Genomic DNA, 25,358 nt, shown 5'->3' on the forward strand with positions numbered 1-25,358 from the left:
CGGGCCCGCCGGCCCGGGGGTCACTGGACGACGATCTTGCCGGTGCTCTGCGGGAAGACCGGGTCGTTGTAGAAGTACTCGCCGCGCTTGGTGAAGGTGTGCTTGTAGGCCTCGCCGGGCTTGAGCCGCCCGGAGTTGAAGACGTGCTCGAAGAACGACGCGGCGCCGTGCGAGTGCTCGTTCCCGGCCGGGTTGACGAACGTGACCTCGGTGCCGACGGGGACGGTCATGTTCTGCGGCGACATCGCGTTCTGCGCGACCGTGTTCTCCTCGCCGCCGGGCGCGCCCGCCGCGGAGTCCCAGATCCGGCCGAGCGTGACGGTGTTGTTGGCGTCCGCCCCGGCGACGGCGGCGGTGCGGATCTGGTTGCGCTTGGACGGCGGCGTCGGCGCGGGCGCCGGGCCGACCTTCCCGTTCAGCTTGAACGCCCACAGGTGGTCGCCCTTGGGGATGTCGGGGTAGGGCAGCCAGCTGCCGCCGGCGAAGACCGCGATGTACTGCTCGCCGTCGATCTCGTAGCTGACCGGGCTGGTGTGCACGCCGGCGCCGCACTGCCAGCTCCACAGGTCGCGGCCGGTGGCGTCGTCCATCGCGTGGAGCACGCCGTCCGGGCCGCCCTGGAACATGACGCGTCCGGCGGTCGTGAGGATCCCGTTGCCGTGGGCGAGGGACCACTCGCCCTCCTTGCGCCACACGGGCTTGTTGGTGCGGGGGTCCACGGCGACGATGCCGCCGGAGAAGTACTCGCCGAGCGGCCGCGCGGTGTTGACGCGTCCGCCGTTGGTGTTGGAGTAGGAGGAGTTGACGAGCCCGTAACCGACGTAGACGAACCCGGTGTGCGGGCTGAACGACATGTACGACCAGTCCGCGCCGCCGCCGGCGCCGGGGAACAGGATCGTCGCGTCGTCCCAGAACGGCGTGAAGATCTCGCCGGTCGGGTAGTACGGGACGGGCCGGGTCGAGTCGTGGAAGCTCGGCGACTGGTGGACGAACGGCTCGCCGCCCGGGAACGGCTGCGTCGGCCACGTCTTCTGCCGCGGCTCCTGCGGGACGGGCCGCTCGGTGATGCCGTGGACGCCCTTGCCGGTCTCGCGGTCGAGGATGTAGAACATCCCGACCTTGCTGCCGTACACGACGACCTTGCGCTTGCGGTGGCCGATCTGCACGTCGGCCAGCACCGGCGCCATGACGTTGTCGAAGTCCCAGATGTCGTGGTGGACGGACTGGAAGTGCCAGCGCCGCTTCCCCGTCTTGGCGTCGATGGCGACCAGGCAGTTGGCGAACAGGTTCGTCCCGCCGCGGGTGGAGCCGTTCGTGCGGGGATAGGGGTTGCCGAACGTCCAGTAGACGAGGCCGAGCTCGGGGTCGATCGCCGGGTGGATCCAGCAGACGACGCCGCCGGTCTTCCAGGTGTCGCCCTCCCAGGTGTCGTTGCCGAACTCGCCCGGTCCTGGCGGGCCCCAGAACGTCCAGGCGATCTCGCCGGTGCGGGCGTCGAGCGCGTAGGCGCGGCCGCGGGCGCCGGCGGTGCTGCCCTCGGTGCCGACGTAGATGAGGCCGTCGAAGTAGACGATCGCGCCGGCGAGGCCGCCGCGGTTGCCGCCGCACTGCCCTTCCTGCGGGTCGCAGTTCGGGTCGCCCTCGCCCGCGACGAGCAGCTCGCGCTGCCACACGACGGCGCCGGTCTTCTGGTCGAGCGCGTAGACGATGTTGGAACCGGACGTGGTGAAGACCAGCCCCTCCCCGAGCCCGACGCCGCGCATGTTGGTCTGCTGCGAGCCGACGTTGGTCTTCCACTTGACCTCGCCGGTGCGGCCGTCGACGGCGAACACGTTCTGCTGCCCGGTCTGGACGTACAGCACGCCGTCCTGGGCGACGATCGTGCTCTGCTGCGAGCGCGCCGACGTGCTGCCGCCTTCGAGGTTGACGTGCCAGGCGCCGCCGAGGCGCCGGACGTTGCCGCGGTCGATCCGGCGGAGCGTGGAGTGGTTCTGGTTGCCGTAGTTCCCGCAGACCTTCGGGAAGTCGCGGCCGGTGGCGCCGAACGCGGTCGGCTGCGGCGGGACGGGCAGGGCGAGGCGGGACGAGGCTGCTTCGGCGTTCGCCGCCGGGGTGCGCAGCGGCGTGAAGGCCACGGTGCCGCCGACAACCGCGGCCGCCCCGGTCAGGAAGTTCCGTCGGTCCATGCTCTCTCCCATTCCGTGGTCCACCAGACGGACTCATAGGTCCGATCGACGGACGACACGGTAAGCCGCTTCGGCGGCCCTGGCAATAGCCTGCATCCCGAACGGCTCCCGCACATCGGTAATTTCACCAGTCATGACAGAAGGGTGCTCGCGGCCCGGCCCGAGCGGCCCGCACCCGGGGTATTGCCGACGGCCGATCCGCATGAGATCGTCCTAGAACCTCTAGACGGTTCAATTAGTCCGCTAGATGGACCATCGAGCGAGCACGCCGGAAAGGAACCCACCCCATGAAGAGACCCGCGTCCCCCGTGCTGTCCGCCGCCGCGGCCGCCGTCGGCACCGCCGCCGTGCTGGCCGCCGCCGCGCTGACCGGCGGAGCGGCCACGGCCGGCCCCCTCGCCAAGCCGAAGAACGCCGGCGCGCAGGAGCTCGGCGACCCCGTCTACGGCGTCTGCCGCGGCACCGACCCCCGCTGCTACCACGACTGGGGCAACTTCGACCCCGCCAAGGGCTACAAGATCCTCGTCTACAGCCGCACCGCCGGCCCGCGGCACGCCAACCTCGGCCCCGCCCTCGGCCCCGGCATGAACCCGCCGCTCACCGACGCCAACGTGGCCCAGAAGGCCCTGGTGAAGATGGGGCAGGACAACGGGTTCGGCGTCGACTGGACCGAGGACGTCACGCAGCTCGCCTCGCCGTCCACGCTGCTGCGCTACAACGCCGTCGTCTTCATGAGCACCACCCGCGACGCCCTCGACGACGCCGCCCAGACCTCGCTGCGGCAGTACGTCCGCGCGGGAGGCGGGTTCGTCGGCATCCACAACGCGTTCGGCACCGAGTACAACTGGCCCTGGTACGAGGGGCTCCTCGGCGGCGCCAACTTCTACGACCACGGGCACGCGCAGCCCGGGACCGTCCAGACCGCCGACCGCAAGGACGCCTCCACCGCCGGGCTGCCGTCCCGGTGGGACTTCAGCGACGAGTGGTACAACCTCGTCCCGTTCCCGAGCGAGGTGCGGTTCCTGGCGACCGTGGACGAGAAGACCCTCACCCAGGGCGTCACCGGCAACATGAACCATCCGGGGCACGGCTCCTTCCACCCCGTCGCCTGGTGCCAGTACTACGACGGCGGCCGCGCCTGGCTGACCACCCTCGGGCACGACGCCAAGGCGTTCACCGACGACGGCTCGGGCTTCGCCGGAGCGAAGCAGTTCCAGAGCCTGGTGCTGAACGGCATCGAGTCGGCGATGGGCATGAAGCCCTTCTGCCGCTGACCCGCGGCGCGCCGCCCCGTCCCCAGGCCGGGCTCGGACCGGACGATCCGGACGAGCCCGGCGACGGTGCACCTAGAGGCCCAGGTAGATGCGGCGGACCTGGACGTCGTCGCGCAGTTCGCGGGACGTGCCGACCATCGCGACCTCGCCGTTCTCCATCACGACGCAGTCGCTGGTCGCCTCGAACGTCAGCTTGGCGTTCTGCTCGACCAGCAGCAGGCTCAGCCCCTCCTCGCGCAGCCGCACCAGCACCGCGAGGATGTCCTCGACGAGCTTGGGCGACAGCCCCATGGACGGCTCGTCCAGCAGGATCAGCCGGGGCCGGGCCATCAGCGCCCGGCCGACCGCCAGCATCTGCTGCTGGCCGCCGGACAGCGCGCCCGCGAGCCGCGACCGCATCTCCCCCAGCACCGGGAACAGCCCGTACACCTCGGCGAGGGACTCCTTCGTCTCCGCGCCCCGCCACGGGCGGGCGTACGCGCCGAGCAGCAGGTTCTTCTCGACGGTGAGGCCCGGGAAGACGTGCCGGCCCTCGGGGACGTAGCCGATGCCGTGCCGGACGATGTCGCGCGCCTTGACCCTGGTGAGGTCCGTGCCGCCGAACGTGACGCGCCCTCCGCTGCGCGGGACGAGTCCCATCAGCGCCTTGAGCGTGGAGGTCTTGCCCGCCCCGTTCGCGCCGATGATGCCGACCGACTGGCCGGGCTCGACCGTGAACCCGATCGAGTTGACGGCGCAGACCCCGCCGTAGTGGACGGACAGGTCCTCCACCGTCAGCGTCGCCGCCTCCGGGCCCGTCCCGGCCCCGGCCTTCTCGCCGCCCCTGGCGGCCGTGCCCGCGTTCATGAGGTCACCTCGGTGCTGTTCGGCAGCGGCATGTCCGCCATCGCGGAGTCGCCGAGGTACGCCTCGATGACCGCGTGGTCCGCGACGACCTCGGCGGGGGTGCCCTCGGCGATCACCGATCCGCCGGCGAGGACGGTCACCCGCTCGCACAGCGACATCACCAGGCCCATGTTGTGCTCGATGAGCACGACGGTGACGCCGCTGTCGCGGATGGAGCGGACGATCTCCGAGAGCTGGCGCACCTCCTCGCCGTTGAGCCCGGCGGCGGGCTCGTCGAGCAGCAGCAGGCGCGGCGACCCGGCCATCGCCCGGGCGATCTCGATCCGGCGCTGGATGCCGTAGGGCAGCGCGCCGGGCGCCGCCGCGGCGAACTCCGTCAGCCCGAAGCGGCGGAGCAGGTCGTCGGCGCGGCGGTGCAGGCGGCGCTCCTGCCGCCAGATCCCGACGGGCCACAGCGCGTATCTCCAGATCGCGTACGTGCGGGACCGGTCGAGGGCCACCAGCAGGTTGTCCCGGACGCTCAGCTCCCCGAACAGCCGCAGGTTCTGGAACGTGCGGGCGAGCCCGAGCCGGGACAGCCGGTACGGGCGGGATCCGGAGACGACCCGCCCGTCCACCAGGACGCGCCCGCCGGACGGCCGGTAGAACCCGCTGACGACGTTGAACAGGGTCGTCTTCCCCGAGCCGTTCGGCCCGACGATGCCGCGGATCTCGCCGCGCTCGACGGTGAGGGAGACGTCCTTCAACGCCTTGAGCCCGCGGAACTGCTTGGCGATGCCGTCGATCTCCAGCATCGGCCGCGCTTCGCCCGCCGCGGCATCTTCGCCGACGTTGGCGGCGGCCTCGTACGGCTCGAACGGCCGCAGGACGGACCGTTCCGCCGTCCTGCCGAGCCGCCGGTCCAGCACGGCCTTCAGCCGGGCGGGGACGCCGGCGAGCCCGGTGGGCGCGAAGACCACCATGAGGACCACGACGATCCCGAAGCCGAGCTGGGCGTAGGTGGGGTGGTCCACCAGCTTCTCGCGGATCAGCGTCAGGCCGACCGCGCCGACGACGCAGCCGACGAGGCTCTGCCGGCCGCCGATCACGACCATCGCCAGCAGCAGGAACATGTTGGCGATGTTGAAGGTGTCAGGCGCGATGTAGCGGATCAGGCCCGCGTACAGCACGCCGGCGAGGCCGCCGAACACGCTCGACAGCATGAACGCCGTCATCCGCAGCAGCGGGATCTCCGCGCCGACCGCGCCCGCGGCGAGCGGGTCGTCCCGCATCGCCATCATCCGGCGGCCGAGCCCGGTCCGCACCACGAACAGCCCGAACGCCAGCGCGAGCGCGAACACGACGACTTCGAGGTAGTAGTACAGGTACTCGCTGGACAGGTCGACGCCGAACATCGGCGGGACCGGGATCGCCGAGATGCCCTCGGCGCCGCCCGCGATCTCGGCGTTGGTGGTCCAGTTGATGAAGCCGAGCGCGAGGCCCAGCGTGACGATCCCGAGGTAGTGCGACTGCATCCGCAGCGCCGGGATGCCGACCAGCAGCCCGATCAGCGCGGACGCCACCAGCGCCAGCGCCGCGGCGGGCCAGAACCCGAGCCCGTTGTGGGTGGTGAGGATCGCGGTCGCGTACGCGCTGACGCCGAAGAAGGCGATCTGCGCCAGGTTGATCTGCCCGGCGATGCCCATCGCCAGCCCCATGCCGATCGCCAGCAGCGCGAACACGAGCGCGATGTCGACGACGTGGATGGCGTAGCCGCCGACCGTGTACGGCAGCAGCCAGGCGATGACGGCGAACGCCGCGAGCGTCCCGAGCTTCGGCGCGTACCGGTTCCTGAGGAGGGCGTTCATGCGCGGCTCACCGTCGTCTCGCCGAACAGGCCGGTCGGGCGGATCATGATGGCCACCGTGAAGACGAGGAACACCACGAGTTCGGAGTAGCCCTGGAAGTGGCCGGCGGCGAAGGAGTCCAGGACGCCGATCGCGAAGCCGCCGGCGATGGCGCCGGGGATGTTGCCGCAGCCGCCGAGCATCGCCGCCGCGAACCCCTTGATGCCGATGGTGCCGCCCATCGTCGGGTTCACGTACAGCAGCGGGCCGACGAGCCCGCCGGCGAGCGCGGCGAGCCCGGCGCCGATCGCGAACGCGATCGCGTTGCTGCGGCCGACGTGGATGCCGACCGCGGTGGCGGCCTCGTGGTCCATCGCGACCGCCTGCATCGCGGCGCCCATCTTGGTGCGCTGCAGGAACGCGACGAGCAGGAACACCGCCACCGCGGCGATGGCCAGCACGACGAGGTCGTAGGTGCGGACGCGGAGCCCGAAGAACTCCAGCGGGGCGCCGCCGACCGGGGTCCGGACGGCCCGTCCGGTCGCGCCCCAGATCAGCACGGCGACGGCCTGCAGCACCATCCCGAAGCCGATCGTGCCGATCAGCATCAGGGTGAAGTCCTTGTTCTCCAGCGGGCGCAGCACCCGCTCGATGAACAGCCCGATGAGGCCGGTCACCGCGATGGCCAGCACCATGGCCAGCGCGAACGGCAGCTTGGTCGACATGTAGAACGTGGACGCGGCGTAGGCGCCGATCATGAGCACGTCGGCGTGCGCGAAGTTGACCAGGCCCATGGTGCGGTAGACGAGGGAGAATCCCATCGCTACCAGGGCGTAGATCGCGCCGAGGCTCAGTCCGCCTATCAGTGTCTGAAGGAAGACCTGCATGGTTCTCTTTCTGCGCGGCCGGCGTCGGAGCCGGCGGGGACGAGGGCGGGGCGGCCGGGCCCGCGGGCCCGGCCGCCCTCGGTCGTCCGGGTGGTCCGCCGTCAGCCGTCGGCCTTGACGACCGTCCCGTTCTTCATGATCCCGATGGAGGTCGCCTTGATGCCGACCCCGGTCTCGTCGTAGCGGAAGTCGCCGAGCAGGCCCTGGTACTGCACGGCGCGGATCGCGTCGGCCAGCTTCTTCCCGGTCGCGACGTTGCTGTTCTTCAGCGCGGTGAGCAGGATCGACGTGCCGTCGTAGGCCTTGGCGCCGTGGAGTTCGGCGTCCTCGCCGTAGGCGGCCTTGTAGGCGGCGGCGAACTTCTTGGACGCGTCGCTGACGTCGTTGCTGAGGTAGGGCGAGCTGACGATGGTGCCCTCGACGTTCTTCACGCCCGCGGTGTCGCGGTACACGGGGGTGCCCTGCGGGGCGGCGCCGGCGAACGGCGCGTCGATGCCGAGGTCGCGGGCCTGCTTGACGATGAGGCCGGACTCGACCTCCTCCGAGCCGATGAAGATCACCTCCGGCGCCCGCTGCCGGATCTTGGTGAGCTGGGCGCTGAAGTCCTTCTGGTCGGTGGTGACGACCTCGTCGGCGACGGGCTTGACGCCGCGGTCGGTCAGCGCCTTGAGGAACGCGTCGTGCTCCCCCTTCCCGTAGGACCCGTTGTTGCTGATCATCGCGATCTTCTTCATCTTCTTGGTGTCCACGACGTACTTGGCGAGGGTCTCGTCGTAGGTGGTGGACGTGGGCCCGTTGAGGAACAGGAACGGGCTCTTGAGCGCGACCATCCCGTTGGACTGGCCCGAGGCGATGTTGGGGATCTCCTCCTGGCGCAGGGTCGGCGCCATGGCGATGGTGACGGCGCTCTCGGCGGTGCCGATCATCGCGATGTAGTGCTGGCTGCCGATCTTGCGGGCGATGTTGGTGCCGACGGTCGGGTCGCCCTGGTCGTCGAAGACGTCCAGCTTGATGGTGCGGCCGGCGATGCCGCCGGCCTTGTTCCATTCGTCGACGGCGAGCTTGGCGCCCTTGTACTCCCATTTGCCGAGCGAGCTGAGCTGCCCGCTCTGCGCGTCGACCACGGCGATCTTGATGGGGCCGCTGCCGCCGGAGCCGGAGTCCTTCGACTCACCGGGGGCGCCGCAGGCCGCGGTCAGGCCCGCGGCGAGGACTCCGGCGGCCAGGGCGGAGACACGGAGTCGGGGGATGGTGCGCATGGATTCACCTCGGTGGGTGGGGATGTCGGGGTGGGTGGGGTCGGCTCAGGGGGCGGACGGCGAGGGGTGGCCGCTGTCGCCGGGGAAGACACCCTGGTAGATGTCGTTGATGTTCCAGTGCCCGGGTGTGGGCACGGGCTCGTTGACCATCGGCACGTCCAGGACGGCCGGGCGGCGCGCGGCGATGGCCGCGCGCAGGGCGGGCGCGAGGGCGTCCGGTGCGGTGATGCGGTGTCCGTCGGCTCCGCACGCTTCGGCGTAGGCGGCGAAGTCGGGGCTGTAGGGGCGGCCTTCGGGGTCGCGGAACTCGCACCCGTAGCTCGCGCCGAAGTTGGCGGCCTGGAGGTCGGCGATCGTGCCGTGGGCGCGGTTGTTCATCACCACGAAGATCACCGGCAGGCCCTGCTCGACGGCCATCGGGACGGCGGGGAGCTGCGCGCTCATCCCGCCGTCGCCGACGAGCGCGACGACGACGCGGCCGGGCGCGCCGATCTGCACGCCGACCGCCGCCGCCGGGCCGAAGCCCATCGTGGACGCGCCGCCGGGCGTGATGAAGCGGCCCTCGGCGGGCAGCTCGTAGCACTGCGCGACGCCGTTCTTGTTCCAGCCGACGTCGGTGACCAGCACCGCGTCGGCGAGCAGCGCCTCGCGCAGGTCGGCGAGGATGCGTTCGGGGCGGAGCGGGAAGTCGGCGGCGCGGCCCCGTTCCCGGCTCCGCTCGAACAGCTCGGTGCGCGCCGCGCGGATCCGTTCGCGCAGGCCCGGGCGGTCGACGGGGTCGGGGTGGACGGCCCGCACCGCCTCGCCGATGGCCTGGACGGCGAGGGTCACGTCGGCGACGGCGCCGATCTCCACCGGGTAGTTCCGGCCGATCTCGGCGGCGTCGATGTCGATCTGGATGAGCCGTCCCCGCGTCTCCGGGGCGTCAGGGCCGCCGAGGTTCCAGGTGTAGCGGTCGTCCCAGGAGCTGGCGTCGGTCTCGGCGAACCGCGTCGCCAGGGCGAGGACGACGTCGGCGTTGCGCGCGTAGTCGTTGGTGGTCTCCAGCCCCCAGAAGCCCGGCATGCCGAGCAGCAGCGGGTGGTCGTCGGGGACGGCGCCCTTGCCCATCAGCGAGTGGACGATCGGGACGTCGAGGTGCTCGGCGAGGGAGAGCAGCGCGCGGCGGCCCGCCTCGCCGCGCAGCCCGCCGCCGAGGTAGATCAGCGGGCGCTCGGCCCCGGCGAGCCGCGCCGCGATCCGCTCGGCGGTGAAGGCGGGGAGGTCGGGGCCGGAGTCGTGCGGCGGCAGCGGGTGGTCCGCGGGCGCGACCGGCCTGGAGAACAGGTCCATCGGGACGTTCAGCAGCACCGCGCCGGGACGTCCGGAGGTGGCGGTCCAGAACGCGCGCTCGGTGAACCGCCCGAGGTCCTCGGCGCGGTGGACGTGCCAGGCGCGCTTGACGAACGGCCGGTAGATCGCCGTCTGGTCCGCGTCGTTGTGGAGGTTGACCTCCTGGTGCGGGTGCCGGCCCCGGTAATAGGACGGGACGTCCCCCGCGATGGTGACCAGCGGGACGGAGTCGAGCGCGGCGGTCGCCACGCCGGTGACGGCGTTCATCATGCCGGGGCCGACGTGTACGAGCAGCACGCCGGGCCGCCCGGACGCGCGGGCGTAGCCGTCGGCGGCGTGCGCGGCGGCCTGCTCGTGCCGCGCGATGACGAACTCGATCGGGCTGCGGCCCAGTGCGTCGAGCAGGGCGATGTTGGTGTGGCCGCAGGTCCCGAACACGTACTCGACGCCGTAGCGCTCGAGCTGCCGGACGAGCGCCTCCGCCGCGGACACCGACACGGCGGGGTCGCTCTGGGGCTGGACGTCCACGGTCATGAAGGGGTCTCCTCGGTTCGGGGGTTGCGGGGGCTCGTTTCCTCGCGGGCGATGCCGATCCAGGTCTTGCCGGCGGTCTCCGCCGCGCGCGCGAACGCCTTCGGCGCGTCGGCGAGGTCGAAGCGCTCGCGCAGGATCCGGCCGGGGCGCAGGCCGTGCGCGGCGAGCGTCGCGATGGTGCGGGGGAAGTCGGCCGGGTGGTCGTAGATGAGGCAGCCGCGCACGGTCAGGCGCCGCTGCACGAGGGAGAAGGTGGACAGCCGGGCGGTCCGGGTGCTCTGCCCGACGGCGATGAGCGTGCCGCCGGGCGCGGTGCGCTCCAGCGCCTCCTCGAACGCCTCGGGCGCGCCCGACGTCTCGATCACGACGGGGCAGGCCGTCCCGGGGGCGGCGTCCCGCGCGCCGAGGTCGCGGGCCAGCGCGCGGCGCCCTTCGTGCGGCTCGACGACGAAGGGCACTCCCCCGGCGTGCGCCACGGCCATCGAGACCAGCAGCCCCTGCGAGCCAGCGCCGACGACCAGGCACGCGTCCCCCGCTCGCAGGCCGCTCATGCGGACGGCGTTGAGCGCCACCGTGAACGGCTCGACGCACACCGCGTCGGCGTCGTCCCAGGAGCCCGGGACGGGCCAGGTGAAGCGCGCCGGGACGGCGACGCGCTCGGCGAGCAGGCCGGGGTCGGTGATGCCGGCGGCCCTGCGGTTCGGGCAGCCCGCCGTCGCGCCGGTGTGGCACGCGGGGCACGCCAGGCACGGATAGTTCGGCTCGACGACGACCCGCTGCCCGGGGAACCGGTCGGTGACGTCCTCGCCCACGGCGGCGACGACGCCGAACGCCTCGTGCCCGAGCACCCACGGCAGCGCGGGCACCGGGCGGTGCCCGGAGACGACGGCCAGGTCGGAGCCGCAGAGCCCGACCCCGTGGACGGCGACGACGACGTCCCGGGGCCCGCAGGACGGCTCCGGCAGGTCGTCCAGCACGGCGACCTCGTCCGGCGCGGCGAGGACGGCCGCCCTCACGCGGCACCCCACAGCGAGGTCCCGCGCAGCATCATCGTCTTGACGACGGTGTAGTCGTCGATCATGCAGCGGGGCGACTCGCGCCCGAAGCCGGAGTCCTTCACGCCGCCGAACGGCACGTGGTCCAGCCGGAAGTTGGACGAGCCGTTGACGACGAGCCCGCCGACCTCCAGGTCCCGCCACGCGGTGATGATCCGGTCCATGTCGCGGGTGAACAGGCCCGCCTGGAGCCCGTACCGGCTCCCGTTGCACTCCTCGATCACCTGGTCCAGGTCGTCGAAGGGCAGCACGGCGACGAGCGCGCCGAACACCTCGTCCCTGACGACCGAGCAGGTCGGTGGCGGTCCGGCGACGATCGTGGGCATCGCGGTGGCGCCGTCGCGCTCGCCGCCGAGCAGCACGCGGGCGCCGGCCTCGGCGGCCTCCGCGCTCCACCGCACGACGCGTTCGGCGGCGTCCTCGTCGACCATCGAGCCGACGTCGGTGCCCGGGTCGAGCGGGTCGCCCACGGTCAGCTTCGCGACCTGGCCGGTGAACGCCTCGAGGAACTCCTCGTAGCGGGAACGCTGGACGTAGACGCGCTGGACGGAGATGCAGCTCTGCCCGGAGTTGCTGTAGCCGGTCCGCGCGCACACGCGGGCCGCTTCGGCGATGTCGGCGTCCTCGCACACGATCGTCGCGGCGTTGCCGCCGAGTTCCAGGACAAGGCGCTTGGCTCCGGCCGCGCGGGCGACCGCGTTGCCGGTCGCGGCGCCGCCGGTGAAGCTGATGACGGCGACCTCGTCCGCCGCGCACAGCTCGGCGCCGACGGAGCCGTCCCCGTGCAGCAGCTGGACGGCCTCGTACGGCATCCCGGCCTCGACCAGCAGCGCGACGATCGCCGTGGACACGGCGGGCGCCTGCGGCGGCGCCTTGACGATGGTGGTGTTGCCGGCCGCGAACGAGGCGCCGAGCTTGTGCGCGAGCAGGTTCGCGGGGGCGTTGAACGGCGTGATGGCCAGGGCCACGCCCGCCGGCGCGCGGTAGGTGAAGGCGGTGGTGCCGGCGCCGCGCGCCCATCCCGCGACCGGGAGCGTGTCGCCGCCGATCTGCCGCGCCTCGGCGGCGCACACCGCGAACGTGTCGGCGACCCGGTCGATCTCGCCGCGCCCGTCCTTGAGCGGCTTGCCCAGTTCGAGGGCCAGCAGCCGGGCGAGGCCCTCGCGGTGCTCGGCGGCGGCGCGCGAGGCGTTCTCCAGGATCCCGGCCCGCGAGGCCGGTGCCATGCGCGCCACCGTCCGGGCAAAGGGGCGCGCATGGCGGCGGACCGCCTCGACGTCGTCCGGGCCGGCGGCCGGAGCCCGGCTGACCGGCCGGCGCACGTACGGTCCGACGCGTTCGCTCTGCGGACCCGCCGGCTCCCACCGGCCGGCGACCAGCGCCGCGGCCTGCACCGGTTCGTCCCCGGCGGCGGCCGCGAGCAGCGCTTCCAGCATCCGTTCCTCCAGATCCACCAAGCGGACCATTAGTGCCATCATGTGGACTTCGAGCCAACGTACGGGGCGGCGCCGCGCGCTGACAAGGGTCGGCGGCGAGAAAGTTGGGCCCGGAGAGCGCACGGAACGGCGGGTCGCACGGCTCTGCCACCTCCCCGGCCGGCACCTAATGTTCGAACCAGTGAGTTAGTTATAGGTGACGTGGCTCACCAGGGGAAGAGCGCGGCGGAAAGTTCCCAGAACCGCCCAGAAATACCGACTGACGGTCCAACTAGACCACTGTGTGGACTGCGTGTAACGTACGAGCCGTCCCCGGCCGCACCGGGCACGGCCCCGTGCCGGCTCCCGCTCCGCATCCGCGGCCGAGCGCAGCACGCCGGGTTTCCCGGACCCTACCGCCGACCTCGGGGAGATCGAGGACCAGTGAGCCCAGCCAAGAAGCCCGCCACCGAGACCGCCGCCGGCGGCCGGACCGCCACCGGCACGCAGCCCGGCGCGGACGCCCAGCCCGCCCCCGACTCCCAGGGCGTCCGCAGCGTCCAGCGCGCCGTCGAGATCCTGTCCCTGCTCAGCGAGGAACGCCCGGTGATCTCGATCCGCGAGATCGTCGAGGCGACCGGGCTGGCGAAGACCACGGTCATCCGGCTCGTCCAGACGCTGGAGCAGAACGGCCTGCTGTGGGCGGCGCCCAACGGCTACCTCCCCGGCCCCGGCCTGTGGCGCTGGGCCCACCTCGCGCGCAGCAGCTGGGAGCTGCCCCCGGAGACCCGCAAGCACATGCGCGACCTCGGCGCCCGCCGCCGCGAGACCGTCAACCTCTACATGCTCCGCGACATCTACCGCGTCTGCGTCGCCCAGCAGGAGAGCCCGCAGCCGCTCCGCCACGTCGTCCACGTCGGCGACGAGCTCCCGCTCTGGGCCGGCGCCTCGTCCAAGGCCCTCCTGCGCGACGCCCCCGACTCCCTCCTCAGGCGCGTCGCCCTCAGCTCCCCCTACGGGGAAGGCCACGTCAAGCGGCTGCGCGAATGGATCGACGAGGCGGCGCACCGCGGCTGGGCCGTCAGCCACGGGGAGCGCGAGGACGGCCTGTCCGCCGTCGCCGTCCCGGTCCTCGGCCGGTCCGGGACCGTCGTCGCCGCCCTGTCCCTCAGCGGCCCGACGGTCCGCTTCCCCGACGACGTCGTCGAGCAGTACGCCGCGGACCTGCGCCAGGTCGCCGCGGAGATGTCGGAGCGCGGCTTCGACCACCCGCTCAGCCCCGCGCGCTGACCGCGGCCGGACCCACTCCCGGACCCACGGCGTGACCTGAAGGAGCAATGCGCATGTCAGAGCGACCGCTCAGCGGTGTACGCGTCCTCGACCTCACCAACGTCCTCGCCGGCCCGTACTGCAGCTACCAGCTGATGCTGCTCGGCGCCGAGGTCGTCAAGATCGAGGTGCCGGGGCAGGGCGACCTCGCCCGGCACCTCGGCCCGGACGCCGAGTTGAACCGGTCCGGGATCGGCGCCTCGTTCCTGGCGCAGAACGCCGGCAAGAAGTCCGTCGAGCTGGACCTCAAGGACGCCGCGGGCCGCGCCGCCTTCGAGGACATGGTCCGCGGCGCCGACGTGCTGCTGGAGAACTTCCGCGCGGGCGTCCTCGCCCGGCTCGGGTTCGGCTGGCCCCGCCTGCGCGAGCTGAACCCCCGGCTGGTCTACTGCGCCATCTCCGGCTTCGGGCAGACCGGCCCCATGAGCCAGGCCCCCGCGTACGACCAGATCATCCAGGGCCTTTCCGGCATGATGAGCATCACCGGCACCGAGGAGACCGCCCCGCTGCGGATCGGCTTCCCCGTCTGCGACACCGTCGGCGGCCTCACCGCCGCGCTGCACATCTCCGCCGCCCTCGCCGGCCGCACCCGCACCGGGAAGGGAACGTTCCTCGACGTCTCCATGCTGGAGTCGGCCGTCTCGGCGATGGGCTGGGCCGTCTCGAACTACCTGGTCAGCGGCGTCCCGCCGGAGCCGATGGGCACCCAGAACGCCACCGCCGCCCCGTCCGGCACCTTCCAGGCCGCCGACGGCCCGCTCAACATCGCCGCGAACCGGCAGCGGCAGTTCGAGACGCTGTGCGACCTGGTCGGCCGGCGCGACCTGCTCGACGACCCGCGCTTCGCCGACCGGGAGCAGCGCAAGGCGCACCGCGACGCGCTGACCGGCGAGCTCAACCGCGCGCTGCGCCGCCGCACCGCCGGCGAATGGGAGCGGATCCTCGGCCCGGCCGGCGTCCCCGCCGCCCGCGTCGTGACCGTCCCCCAGGCACTCGGCCTCGACCAGCTCGAGCACCGCGGCTTCTTCACCGAGCTGCCCTTCCCCGACGGCTCCGGACGGGTGCTCAAGGTCACCGGCGGCGGCGTCCTGCACGACGGCGAACCCCTGCGCCCCACCGGGCCCCCGCCCCTGCTCGGCGACCAGAACGCCGACCGCGCCGCCCTCGCGGACCGCTGGAACGGCCGCGCCGAGAACGCCGTCACCCCATGACCGACCGTCCAGCGCAGGAGGCTCCCGTGACCGACATCGACCCGACCGGCGCCGTCGCGGACTGGTGGGCGACCGCCGTCTCCCGGATGGAACCCGGCGTCATCGAGCTGCGCGGCCGCCCCGTCCAGGACCTCATCGGCACGACGAGCCTCACGTCCATGATCTGGCTGATGCTGCGCGGCGACCTCCCCGCGCCCCGGCAGGCCGCCCTGCTCGAGGCGGCGCTCGTCGCGGCCGTCGACCACGGCCCGCAGGCGCCGTCCATCGCCATCGCCCGGATGGCCGCCACCTGCGGCGTCGGCCTGAACAACGCCGTCGCCAGCGCCGTCAACACCCTCGGCGACGCGCACGGCGGGGCCGGCGAGCAGTGCGTCCTGCTGCTGGACGACGTGCTGCGGCGCGAGGACGCCGGGCTCGACCTGCGCACGGCGGCCGGCGAGGCCATCGCGGACGGCCCCCGGTACCTGCCGGGCTTCGGTCACCGCTTCCATCCCCGCGACCCGCGCCGCGACCCGCTGCTCGCCCTGGTCGAGGACGCCGTGCGGGACGGCGCCGTCCCCGGCCGCCACCTGCGGGCCGGCAAGGCGATCGAGGCCCGGCTCGCCGAGGGCCGCGCCAAGCCCGTCCCCATGAACATCGACGGGGCCACCGCCATCATCTACGCCGAGCTCGGGTTCCCCGCGCCGCTGGCGCGCGGCCTGTTCGTCCTCAGCCGCAGCATCGGCGTCCTCGCCCACGCCTGGGAGGAGAGCCAGAGCGGTCAGCGCAACAAGGGCCCCATCCCCCGCACCGTCCTCCCGGCCTACCGCGCCTGAACCCGGCGCGCACGGGCGCGGGCCGCACAGGTGAGGCGGATGGGCGATTTGTCGGTAACGTGCAAGTGTGCTCGCCGAACCCGCGCCCGCCCTCAGCGACCTCGCGCTGGGGCTGGTCGTGGTGGTGCTCGCCGTCCGGCTGGGCCGCTCGCCGGTCGCGCACCGGCACTGGCGCACGTCCTTCTGGTGGGCGGGGGCCGCGGCGCTGGCCGGCTTCGTCCACCACGGCGTGGTGAAGCACTCGGCGCGCTGGACCGGGCCGAGCTGGGCCGTCATCAGCGCGATGGTCGTCATCGCGGTGTCCTACCTGCTGGCCGCCACCGTCGCCGAGGTGCTCGGGCCGCGCCACCAGCGGACGTTCTGGCTCCTGCGGTCGATCGGGATCGCGGCGTACGCGGTGCTGGCGGCCACCGGGCACGCGGGCGTCGACGCGCTGCTGGCCTGCGAGAGCCTGACGATGCTCAGCATCATCGTCCTGTGGGGGCGGGCGGCCCGCCGCCGCCACCCGCTGGCCGGCCCGGTGATCATCGCGCTCGTCGCCGACGGCGCCGCCGCGGCGGCCAAGGCCGTCGACCCGGACGTGACCCACCGCGTCGCGCTGGACCCGACGTCGCTGTACCACCTCGCCCAGATCCTGGGCATGGTGCTGCTGTACGCGGCCGTCAGCGCTCCGCGCCGCCCGGACCCCGAACCGGGCGCCCTCGCGGGCTGACCCGATCCGCCGCGGCCGGGCCCGTCCCGGCCTCACCGAGCGGCATCAGTCGTCGTGCCGGGGTCTGCCCGTCACCTCGTGGCCGGCATGGAAGAGCGCCTCGGTGATCAGCGTCCGCACGTGGGTGTCGCGGGCCCGGTACAGGACCCTGCGCCCCTCGCGGCGGGTGTGCACCAGACCGGTCATCCGGAGCTTCGCCAGGTGCTGGGAGACGAGGGGCCGGGACGCCTCGAGACGCTCGGCGAGCGACGTGACGTCGTACTCGCCGGAGGTGAGCAGCCACATCAGCCGCAGCCGGGTGGGGTCGGCGAGCATCCGGAACGCCGCCGTGGCCGCCTCGATCTGCGCGCTCGAAGGATGCTCCTGCATGGACCTCGCACCTGCAATGTAGCCGCGTGCATACCTGACTACATATACTGGCCGGACGGCTCGCTCGCAACCGAGGAGGCCCATGTCGCACCCCACGGAGCCCGGACGCCCGCCAGGTCACGGACATGGACACGGCCACGGGCATGGCCACGGACACGGACATGACCACGGGCGGGAGCGCGGAAGGGCAGCGTCCTTCCTCTCCCGCACGAAGCACCTGGTCGCCCCGCACAGTCACGACACCGCCGACAAGACCGACGAGGCGCTGGAGACCAGCGGCCGCGGGTTGCGCGTGCTCGGGCTCTCGCTCGCGGTGCTGGCCGCCACCGCGGTCGTCCAGGCGGCGATCGTGGCGATGTCGGGGTCGGTGGCGCTCCTCGGCGACACCCTGCACAACGTCGCGGACGCGCTGACCGCGGTCCCGCTCGGCATCGCTTTCCTGCTCGGCCGGCGCGCCGCGACGCGCCGGTTCACCTACGGGTACGGGCGTGCCGAGGACCTGGCCGGACTGGTGATCGTCGTGATCATCGCCGTCTCCGCGGCCCTCGCCGGCTACGCGGCGTTCCGCCGGCTGGTCGCCCCGCAGGACGTCCGGGCGCTCGGCTGGGTCGCGGCCGCCGCCGTCGCCGGGTTCCTCGGCAACGAGTGGGTGGCCCGGTACCGGATCAGGGTCGGCCGCGAGATCGGCTCCGCCGCCCTGGTCGCCGACGGCCTGCACGCACGGACCGACGGCTTCACCTCGCTCGCCGTGCTGGCCGGTGCCGCCGGATCCGCTCTCGGCCTGCCCGTCGCCGACCCGGTCGTCGGCCTGCTCATCACCGTCGCCATCTGCTTCGTGCTGCGCGACGCGATCAGGGAGGTCTACCACCGGCTGATGGACGCGGTGGATCCGGGGCTGGTCACCGACGCCGAGCGGATCCTGGCCCGGGTGGACGGCGTCCGGCGCGTCGGCGGCGTCCGGATGCGCTGGGTCGGCCACACGCTGCACGCGGAGACCGACATCGTGCTCGATCCGGACCTGTCGCTGGTGCAGGCGCACACGGTGGCGGTGGAGGCGGAGCACCGCCTGATCCACGGCCTGCCCCGGCTGCGCGCCGCCACCGTCCACGCCGACCCGGACGGCACGGACGGCACCGACCACCACGCCGTCCTGCACGGCCACCGCTGACCCATGCGCCGGCAGATGTCCGATCCCATCGGCGGGGAAATCGTGGAGACCACGCTCGCCCGGGCGGCGGAACGGCTCGACGGGCGGCTCGCGGCGGCCTTCGCCATCGGCAGCCTCGCGCACGGCGGGTTCGCTCCCCTGGTCAGCGACGTGGACGTGGCGCTCGTCGTCGACCATGCCGACGCCGCCGCGGCGGTGGCCGTCGACACGATCCGCCAGGACACGGTCCAGCGTTACGCGGGCACCCCTCACCACGCTCTGGCGGAACGCCTTTCCCTCTTCTGGAGCGACTGGGAGGGCCTGGCGGACGGTTCCGAAGCCGGCCGGTTCCCCGCGACCGACCGGCTCGACCTCCTTGACTCAGGCATCCTGTTGTACGGCGCCGACCGCCGGTCCGGTTGTGCGCGGCCGGACGCGGACGAGCTTCTTCTGGACAGCGCCGCCTTCGCCGCGAAGCGGTTCGCCGAGCCCGACTACATGCACGCGCTCAAGCAGCCGGCGGGCCTCGCCGGCCAGGGCGTCCGCACCGTCACCAAGACCGTGCTGTTCCCCGTCCGCCTCCTCTACACCGCCGCCACCGGCCTGCTCGGCCGCAACGACGACGCCGCCCGCTGGTACGCCGATCCGCCGCAGCCGTCCAGCGGCCTGGTCACGGCGGCCCTCCGGTGGCGATCCGGCGGCATCGAAGACACCGCGTCGGCCGCCGGCCTGCTCCAGCGGGAACTCCTGCCGCTCTACCTGCACTGCCTCGACCGGCTCCGCGAGCACACCGCCCGCTCCAGCCGGCCCGACCTGGCCGTCCCCCTGGCCCGCCTGCTCTCCGCGCTGGCCTGAGCGGGCGGGGTCAGCTCGCGGCGCTGCGGAGGGTCCGCAGGATCGCGGCCTCCTCGGCGGGGTCGCGGAGGAGGGGAGGCCCCTGCGTGAGCGGGCGGAGCGCGGCGTGGGCGGCGGCGCGCGGATCCGGCGACAGCGCGGCTCTCAGCGCCTGCGCGAACCAGCCCAGCATGTGGGCGGCGGTCCGCTCGTCGTCGCTCATCTTGGAGCGGGCGGACGGGTCGTTGAGCGACCGTCCCGCCTGACGCGAGCGCCTCAGCCAGGACCGGACGTGCGTGCCGAGGTCGGAGCCGGGGGCGACGGTGACCGGTTCGCCGCGCTCGGCCGCGGCGACCGCGTCGGCGAGACCCGGGGTGCCGTCCACGGCGAGGACGGTGGCCAGGCGCATCGTCTCGCGGGCGGCGACCGCGCGGAGCAGCCGCGGCGGGGCCGCGTCGAGGGCCGCGACCATCGCGGGGTCGGACGGGCCGCGGGAGGGCGAAGCCGGAGCGGGGCCGAACCAGGGTTCGAGCGGGGCGGACGGGAGCTCTCCCGCCAGGGCGTCCGCGTGCGGGACGGCGCCGGTGATCAGCCCCGCCAGCAGGAGCGCCGGGACGTAGGCGCCCGGCACGTGGTCGTCGTCGTCCTCGGCGTCCAGGTCGAGGCCCACCGCGCGCATCCGGCCGAGCAGCCGGTCCGGCTCGCTGCCCCAGCGCTGATCGGGCCAGGTGGGCTCGAATCCGGTGACCAGCGTGCCGTCGACGGCGTAGGAGAAACCGTGGTCGGCGTAATCGTGCCGCTGGACCGAGACGGCCTCGGTGCCCCGGGACAGCGCCGTCAGCGGCCCGGTGAGCGAGCCCTGGAAGCCGTCCGGTTCGATCAGCACCGTCCATTCGCCCAGGTCCAGCGCGAACGCGAAGTCCGGGTAGCCCTCCGCGAAGGATCCGCTCGCCTCGGTGGCCTCGTCGAGGGTGCGCGGACGCATCTCGTCCGGCAGGGCGCCCAGGCGCGTCAGCGCCTCGGTCTCGTCCAGCCCTCTGACGAAGGTCAGGCAGAACACCTCGCCGAGCGTCCCGTCGTCGGCCCACGCGACGTCGTCGTCCGTCACCCCGAGCATGGCCCCTCCGGGAAGGTCGGTGGCATGACCCGTCGATCATGGCAGTGTCCGGCGCCGCCCGGGCGGCTCTCGCCCTCAGCGAAAACGTCGACCACCGCGTCCGCGGGTAGGGGGCAAAGGTGGACATCAATCATCCGCAGGCGCCCGATCGGTTCGAGGTGACCTACCGGAGCCTGCCGTGCGGCAGGATGCGGGCGCGGACGGTGGGACGCGCGGTGCCGGGCGTTCCCGAGGTCGTCGTGGTGCAGGGCATGGCGGTGTCCGACTACCTCATGCCGGCCCTGGCGCGCCTGGGCACGTGGACCCGCGCGCACCTGGTGGACCTGCCGGGCCTGGCGGGCAGCGGCGACCCTCCGCAGGAACTGGACGTGCCCGGGTACGGGCGGGCGGTGGCGGCGTGGCTGGACGACGCCGCGCTCGGTCCCGTCGTGGTGGCCGGGCACAGCAGCGGTACCCAGGTCGCCGCGCACGCCGCGGCGTTCCGGCCGGGACGGACGGCCGCGCTGGTGCTGGCGAGCCCGACCGTCGACCCGGTCGCCCGCTCGGTCCCCCGCCTGCTGCTGCGCTGGCGGCTGGACGCCCGCCGCGAGCCCGGCGAGCTCGGCCGCTCGCACCACCCCGAGTGGCTGCGGGCGGGACCGCGCCGGCTGTGGCACATCGTCCGCGCGCATCTCGACGACCACGTCGAGGACGTGCTCGCCGACCTGCCGTTCCCCGTGCTCGTGCTGCGCGGCCGGCGGGACCGCCTGCTCACCGCGCGCTGGGCGCGCGAGCTGGCCCGGACGGCGCCGGACGGCCGGTTCCTGGAGGTCCCCGGGGCACACACGTTCGTGTGGCCGTACCCGGACGCGTGGTCGGAGCCGATCCGGAGCCTCGCCGCGGGCCGCGCGGAGGGCGGGCGATGACGTCGCCGGGCCGGCAGGTCGCCGGGTTCGACTCGGCGACCGCGATGCTGCGCGTCCTCGCGAGATTCCTGGACGGCCGGGACGCGCCGCTGCTCGGGATCCTTCCCGGGCCGCTGGAGGCGCCGATGTCGGTCCTGCTGGGGGCGGCGAACCGGCTGCCGCGCCGGGTCGCCGAGCGGGCGTTCGCGGCGTCGGGCTGGGCGGAGGCCGTCGCGCCCGGCCGGACCGGCGAGGTCCGCTCGGACGCCCTGGCGGAGTGGATCGTGTCCCACTACCCGCGGCGGCGCTACCCCGCCGCGTTCATCGGCTCGGCGGACGGCGCGATGATCCATCTCGCGGCGGCGGTCGGCGCGCCGTGGCTGCCGCAGACCGTCCTGATCCCGGTGCGCCGCCGCGGCGGCCATCCCGACGATCCGGCCGGGAGCCTGCGGGCGTCGCGGCGGGCGGGCCAGGACCTCGCCGACGCCGGCCCGGATCTGGTCCTGCACCACATGCACGACCCGAACCAGGACCGGCTGATGATCGCGGGGATGTCGTACTTCCGGGTCAAGTTCCGGCGGCTGCCCGCCGCGTACCGGGAGTTCCTGCGGGAGTGCCTCGCCCCGGACGCGACCCTCGTCGTGCCGGACTGCGGGCTGCGCTGGCCGACCACCCGCGTCGGGGAGCGGCACCTGTTCCAGCACGGCGCGTTCGGCGGCATCGGCGCGGCCGAGTTCCATGAGGGAGGCGACCGCGTCGCGGCGTTCCTGGCCCGGGACGGCTCCCCGTTCCGCGCCTGGCGGGCGCCGCCGCCGGACGGCGAGAGCCCCGAGGCGGAGTGGGGTTTCGACCCCGCGCTGCTGGACGACCTGGGCGAGTTCCGCACGCACCGGCTGGCGTTCCCGGAGCCGCAGGCGCTCAGCGCCGCCGTCGCCGACCTGTACCGCGACTGGTACCGCCGGCGCGGCGTCCCCGACGCGCGGCTGTTCGCCTCCTGCTTCCTGCTCATGGAGCCCTGGTGGACGCTGCGGACCGGCTCCGTCCCGTACTGGCTGGCGTTCAACACCGACCCGGCGAACCGCCGCCTGCTGGAGTACCTGGACGGGGCCGCGCCCTACGACGAGATCCGCCTGACCCTGTTCTCCAACGGCGTGCGCGCCCTGGGCCAGGCTCCGATCCCCGCCTGGCGGGACGTCCTCGCCCGGGCGCGCACGCTCGGTTCCTTCACCGGAGTCGACGCGCGCGCCTATCCTCGGGACTTCGCCTCGTTCGTCCGCATGCACCGGGACCTGGCGGCGGCGCGTCCGCTCTACCCGATGCCCGATCCGATGGACCTCGGCTTCGCCCTCGACTTCCTGGCGCGCCACCCGTCCACCTAGACCGCGGTCTACGCTCCTCCCCCGGTCTCGATCGGCAGGCCCGCCGCGACCCAGTCCTCGATGCCGTCGGCGTAGAGGCGGACGTTCCGGTACCCGAGCCGCTTCAGCTCCGCGGCGAGGTCGGGACCCCGCGTGCAGGACGTGTCGGTGGAGTACACGACGATCCGTGCGGCGCGGTCGGGCAGGACGTCGCCGGCGGACGCGGGTGCGTCCTCGGCGGTGAGGTTGAGGGCCGACGGGAGGTGCCGGCGGTCGTAGGCGGGCGCCGGCAGCGCGTCGACGGTGACGGCGGTCCCGGCGGCGATGGCGGTGCGGAGCTCGTCGCGCGAGATCGTCTCGGGGTCCCCGGTGGCGGGGGCGGACGGCGGCGGTGCCGTCGGCGGCCGGAGGGGGCCGCTGAGCTGGAGGTTCGCGATGGCCCAGCGGTCGCCGTCGCGGACCGCGACGAGCGTCAGCCGGAACGAGCCGCTCGCGTCGTGGCCGCGCGCGGTGGTGCGCTGCCGCTGCACGGCGGTGACGACCGCGGCGTCCCCGTACAGGCGGACCTGCGGGTCGAGGACCTCGAAGGCGTGGTTGGTCAGGTCGTCGTGCCGGGCGGCCCACTGCCGTCCGTCCAGGACGAACCCGACGGGGCCGATGCCGGTGAAGTCGGGGGTGAGCAGCCGCTCGTAGGCGGCCGCGTCGCCGTTGAGTTCGGCGTCGGCGAAGCGGTGGACGAGGTCGAGGATCTGCCGGCGGCTCATCGCGCTGTTCCTTTCCGTTGCGGTGCGCCCGGTCATGCGTTCGCGGGCTTGGGGGCGTTGTCGTGCGGCTGTGCGCGGGGCGGGTCGGGGGTCTGGTGGCGGGGCAGCAGCAGCGCCGGCAGGACGGCGAGCGCGGTGAGCCCGAGCGGCCACCAGAACGTCCGGCCGAACGCGGCGGCGACCCCGGTCGTGTCGAGGTTGTGCTGCAGGACGACGGCGTACAGCGCGGTGCCGATCGCGCCGCCGACCCGCTGCGTGATGTTCAGCAGCGCGGTCGCGCGCGGGATCGCGGCCTGGTCGACGCGCCGGTACGCCATGGACATGGCGGGCGCCATGAGGCAGCCGGTGCCGAGCCCCATGACCAGCAGGGCCGCGGTCACCGGGAACGCGCCGGCGGCCGCGCCCGCCTGGGTGTAGACGAGGAGTCCGGCGGCCAGCAGCGGCAGCCCGGTCAGGATGATCGGCTTGCCGAGGCCGCGGTCCACGAGCCGTCCGGAGACGGCCAGCGCGAGAGCGGCGCCGGCGCCCTGCGGGACCAGCAGCAGGCCGGTGTCCAGCGCGGACTCGTGGTGGACGAGCTGGTAGTACAGCGGCAGCAGCAGCATCGAGCCCTGCAGGACGGCGCCGAGCAGGGCCTGGATCGCGGCGGCGGAGGCGAACGTCCGGTCGGCGAGGTGGCGCAGGTCGAGCAGCGGCCGGCCGGCGCGCAGCGCGTGTACCGCGAACAGTGCCAGCAGGACGGCTCCGGACAGCGCCGGCGCCAGGGTGCCGAGGGAGAGCGCGCCGTCGCCGGCCAGCCGGGAGACCGCGTAGACGATCGCGACCAGGCCGGACGAGAGCAGCAGCAGGCCGGGCACGTCGAGGCGGTCGGACCGTCCGCCCGGCGCGCCCTGGAGCAGCCGCCACGACAGCAGCAGGGTGACCAGCCCGGCCGGCACGTTGACGAGGAAGATCCACTGCCAGGCGGCGGCGGAGACCAGCAGCCCGCCGAGCACCGGGCCGAGCATGGGGCCCAGCATCATCGGGACGCCGACCAGGCTCATCGCCCGGCCCATCCGGCGCGGCCCCGCGGCCTGCGCCACCAGCGTCATGCCGACCGGCGCGACCATGCCGCCGCCGAGCCCCTGCACGACCCGGAAGGCGATCAGGCTGGGCGCCGACCAGGCCAGGGCGCACAGCAGCGAGCCGGCGGTGAAGAGCGCGAGCGAGGCGATCCACACCCGCTTGCCGCCGAACCGCCCGGCGGCCCAGCCGGTGAGCGGGATGACCGCGGCCAGCGCGAGCGCGTAGCCGGTCATCACCCACTGGACGGCCGGCAGCGGCGCCGCGAGGTCGCGCGCCAGGGCGCCGATCGCGACGCTGACGATCGTCGCGTCGAGCACGGTGAGGATCGCGCCCGCCACCACGATCGCGGCGGTGGCGGCGAGGCCGCCCCGCTGGGGGCCGACCCGGGGGTTCCTGCCCGTCATGACCGTTCCTCTCCACGAAGCGGGGAAAATCTCTCCACTTAACTGTGGCACGCCGCCGCGGGGCCGGCAAGAGCAAGCGGGGAAACTTTCCCCGCTTTTGCTGCTACCGTGTCCCTACGACGCGAGGAGGTGGACGATGGCCAGGCCGATGCGGGCCGACGCGCGGCGCAACCTCGAGCGGATCCTGGCGGCCGCGCGCGACATGATCGTCGAACGCGGCCCCGACGTCCCGCTCGACGACGTCGCCCGCCGCGCCGAGGTCGGCAGCGGCACGCTGTACCGCCGCTTCCCCGACCGCGCCACGCTGCTGCACGCCGTCGCCCTGGACGCGCTGACCGGCACCGTCGAGGCCGCCCGGGACGCCTGCGCACAGGAAGCCGACCCGTTCGACGCGCTGGCCCGCTACCTGCGGCGGACGCTGGAGCTGCGCGTCTCCGCGGTACTGCCGGCGCTGCTCGGCCGGGTCGACCTCGAGGACGATCCCGAACTGGCGCCGCTGCGCGCGGAGAGCCTCCGCCTCCTGGAGGGCCTGGTCGCCGCGGCGCACGCGGCCGGCAGCCTGCCGCAGGACGTCACGTTCGCCGACATCGGCATGATGGCGGTCCGCATCGCCCGCCCGCTCCCGGGCCCCCTGCCACCCGAGGAGAAGGAGGCCCTCGCGCGCCGCCACCTGGACCTGTTCGTCCGCGGCCTCCGCGCCCAGGCCGCCTCGTGATCGCGGGGAACGGGCCTCGC

Annotated in this window: 22 protein-coding genes; 10 read left to right on the forward strand and 12 right to left on the reverse strand. The window is 73.7% G+C overall.

Annotated features, from left to right (window positions below; all coding sequences use genetic code 11):
• Positions 1-20: 20 nt before the first annotated feature.
• Positions 21-2,186: an outer membrane protein assembly factor BamB family protein gene (locus F9B16_RS11050; RefSeq protein ID WP_192808717.1), complete on the reverse strand. Its 2,166-nt coding sequence runs from the start codon at positions 2,184-2,186 to the stop codon at positions 21-23.
• A 287-nt stretch (positions 2,187-2,473) separates the two neighbouring features.
• Here F9B16_RS11050 and F9B16_RS11055 point away from each other — a divergent pair, with 287 nt between their 5' ends.
• Positions 2,474-3,460, forward strand: a complete 987-nt coding sequence (locus F9B16_RS11055) for a ThuA domain-containing protein (protein ID WP_151539928.1) — start codon at positions 2,474-2,476, stop codon at positions 3,458-3,460.
• Positions 3,461-3,532: 72 nt separating this feature from the next.
• On the opposite strand, the gene F9B16_RS11060 is transcribed toward F9B16_RS11055, so the two are convergent.
• The 7 genes from F9B16_RS11060 to F9B16_RS11090 all read right to left on the reverse strand — a co-directional run bounded on the left by F9B16_RS11060 (position 3,533) and on the right by F9B16_RS11090 (position 12,665).
• Complete coding sequence (locus tag F9B16_RS11060; RefSeq protein ID WP_151539929.1) at positions 3,533-4,306, reverse strand: ABC transporter ATP-binding protein; 774 nt, start codon at positions 4,304-4,306, stop codon at positions 3,533-3,535.
• Positions 4,303-6,153: a branched-chain amino acid ABC transporter ATP-binding protein/permease gene (locus F9B16_RS11065; protein WP_151539930.1), complete on the reverse strand. Its 1,851-nt coding sequence runs from the start codon at positions 6,151-6,153 to the stop codon at positions 4,303-4,305. The genes F9B16_RS11060 and F9B16_RS11065 overlap by 4 nt, the downstream gene beginning before the upstream one ends.
• A complete protein-coding gene (locus tag F9B16_RS11070) occupies positions 6,150-7,019 on the reverse strand; it encodes a branched-chain amino acid ABC transporter permease (RefSeq protein WP_151539931.1) in 870 nt (289 codons plus the stop codon). Before F9B16_RS11070 ends, F9B16_RS11065 begins: the two co-directional genes overlap by 4 nt.
• 101 nt (positions 7,020-7,120) lie before the next feature.
• Positions 7,121-8,278 (reverse strand): ABC transporter substrate-binding protein, encoded by a 1,158-nt coding sequence (locus F9B16_RS11075; protein ID WP_151539932.1) that lies wholly within the window; start codon positions 8,276-8,278, stop codon positions 7,121-7,123.
• Positions 8,279-8,323: 45 nt separating this feature from the next.
• The gene (locus F9B16_RS11080; RefSeq protein ID WP_151539933.1) at positions 8,324-10,144 is read right to left on the reverse strand and encodes a thiamine pyrophosphate-binding protein; all 1,821 of its coding nucleotides are present in this window, start codon (positions 10,142-10,144) and stop codon (positions 8,324-8,326) included.
• Positions 10,141-11,160: a zinc-dependent alcohol dehydrogenase gene (locus F9B16_RS11085; RefSeq protein ID WP_151539934.1), complete on the reverse strand. Its 1,020-nt coding sequence runs from the start codon at positions 11,158-11,160 to the stop codon at positions 10,141-10,143. The genes F9B16_RS11080 and F9B16_RS11085 overlap by 4 nt, the downstream gene beginning before the upstream one ends.
• Positions 11,157-12,665 (reverse strand): aldehyde dehydrogenase family protein, encoded by a 1,509-nt coding sequence (locus F9B16_RS11090; RefSeq protein ID WP_192808718.1) that lies wholly within the window; start codon positions 12,663-12,665, stop codon positions 11,157-11,159. The genes F9B16_RS11085 and F9B16_RS11090 overlap by 4 nt, the downstream gene beginning before the upstream one ends.
• 393 nt (positions 12,666-13,058) lie before the next feature.
• Between F9B16_RS11090 and F9B16_RS11095 the strand changes: the two genes are divergently transcribed.
• The 4 genes from F9B16_RS11095 to F9B16_RS11110 all read left to right on the forward strand — a co-directional run bounded on the left by F9B16_RS11095 (position 13,059) and on the right by F9B16_RS11110 (position 16,681).
• Complete coding sequence (locus F9B16_RS11095; RefSeq protein ID WP_151539936.1) at positions 13,059-13,904, forward strand: IclR family transcriptional regulator; 846 nt, start codon at positions 13,059-13,061, stop codon at positions 13,902-13,904.
• 53 nt (positions 13,905-13,957) lie between these two features.
• On the forward strand, positions 13,958-15,154 hold the full coding sequence (locus F9B16_RS11100) for a CaiB/BaiF CoA transferase family protein (protein WP_151539937.1): 1,197 nt from the start codon (positions 13,958-13,960) through the stop codon (positions 15,152-15,154).
• 26 nt (positions 15,155-15,180) lie between these two features.
• Positions 15,181-15,969: a citryl-CoA lyase gene (locus tag F9B16_RS11105; protein WP_225991543.1), complete on the forward strand. Its 789-nt coding sequence runs from the start codon at positions 15,181-15,183 to the stop codon at positions 15,967-15,969.
• 67 nt (positions 15,970-16,036) lie between these two features.
• Positions 16,037-16,681 (forward strand): DUF6962 family protein, encoded by a 645-nt coding sequence (locus tag F9B16_RS11110; RefSeq protein WP_151539939.1) that lies wholly within the window; start codon positions 16,037-16,039, stop codon positions 16,679-16,681.
• Between the two features lie 45 nt (positions 16,682-16,726).
• On the opposite strand, the gene F9B16_RS11115 is transcribed toward F9B16_RS11110, so the two are convergent.
• Positions 16,727-17,050, reverse strand: a complete 324-nt coding sequence (locus F9B16_RS11115) for an ArsR/SmtB family transcription factor (protein WP_151539940.1) — start codon at positions 17,048-17,050, stop codon at positions 16,727-16,729.
• An 82-nt stretch (positions 17,051-17,132) separates the two neighbouring features.
• Between F9B16_RS11115 and F9B16_RS11120 the strand changes: the two genes are divergently transcribed.
• Both F9B16_RS11120 and F9B16_RS11125 read left to right on the forward strand, forming a co-directional pair.
• Positions 17,133-18,218 (forward strand): cation diffusion facilitator family transporter, encoded by a 1,086-nt coding sequence (locus F9B16_RS11120; protein ID WP_151539941.1) that lies wholly within the window; start codon positions 17,133-17,135, stop codon positions 18,216-18,218.
• A 15-nt stretch (positions 18,219-18,233) separates the two neighbouring features.
• Positions 18,234-19,052: a hypothetical protein gene (locus tag F9B16_RS11125; RefSeq protein ID WP_151539942.1), complete on the forward strand. Its 819-nt coding sequence runs from the start codon at positions 18,234-18,236 to the stop codon at positions 19,050-19,052.
• A 10-nt stretch (positions 19,053-19,062) separates the two neighbouring features.
• Here the strand turns inward: F9B16_RS11125 and F9B16_RS11130 are convergent, their stop codons facing one another.
• Positions 19,063-20,148, reverse strand: coding sequence for a DUF6461 domain-containing protein (locus tag F9B16_RS11130; protein WP_192808719.1), 1,086 nt, complete (start codon positions 20,146-20,148; stop codon positions 19,063-19,065).
• A gap of 119 nt (positions 20,149-20,267) precedes the next feature.
• Between F9B16_RS11130 and F9B16_RS11135 the strand changes: the two genes are divergently transcribed.
• Positions 20,268-21,053, forward strand: a complete 786-nt coding sequence (locus tag F9B16_RS11135) for an alpha/beta fold hydrolase (protein WP_225991544.1) — start codon at positions 20,268-20,270, stop codon at positions 21,051-21,053.
• On the forward strand, positions 21,050-22,411 hold the full coding sequence (locus F9B16_RS11140; protein WP_151539943.1) for a hypothetical protein: 1,362 nt from the start codon (positions 21,050-21,052) through the stop codon (positions 22,409-22,411). The genes F9B16_RS11135 and F9B16_RS11140 overlap by 4 nt, the downstream gene beginning before the upstream one ends.
• Before the next feature lie 8 nt (positions 22,412-22,419).
• Here F9B16_RS11140 and F9B16_RS11145 read toward each other — a convergent pair whose 3' ends face one another.
• A complete protein-coding gene (locus F9B16_RS11145; protein WP_192808720.1) occupies positions 22,420-23,154 on the reverse strand; it encodes a DUF4440 domain-containing protein in 735 nt (244 codons plus the stop codon).
• A 32-nt stretch (positions 23,155-23,186) separates the two neighbouring features.
• Complete coding sequence (locus tag F9B16_RS11150) at positions 23,187-24,623, reverse strand: MDR family MFS transporter (RefSeq protein WP_151539945.1); 1,437 nt, start codon at positions 24,621-24,623, stop codon at positions 23,187-23,189.
• Positions 24,624-24,759: 136 nt separating this feature from the next.
• Between F9B16_RS11150 and F9B16_RS11155 the strand changes: the two genes are divergently transcribed.
• The gene (locus tag F9B16_RS11155) at positions 24,760-25,338 is read left to right on the forward strand and encodes a TetR/AcrR family transcriptional regulator (RefSeq protein ID WP_151539946.1); all 579 of its coding nucleotides are present in this window, start codon (positions 24,760-24,762) and stop codon (positions 25,336-25,338) included.
• The last annotated feature ends 20 nt before the right edge of the window (positions 25,339-25,358 follow it).

It is taken from the genome of Actinomadura montaniterrae (genome assembly GCF_008923365.1).
Taxonomy (GTDB): domain Bacteria; phylum Actinomycetota; class Actinomycetes; order Streptosporangiales; family Streptosporangiaceae; genus Spirillospora; species Spirillospora montaniterrae.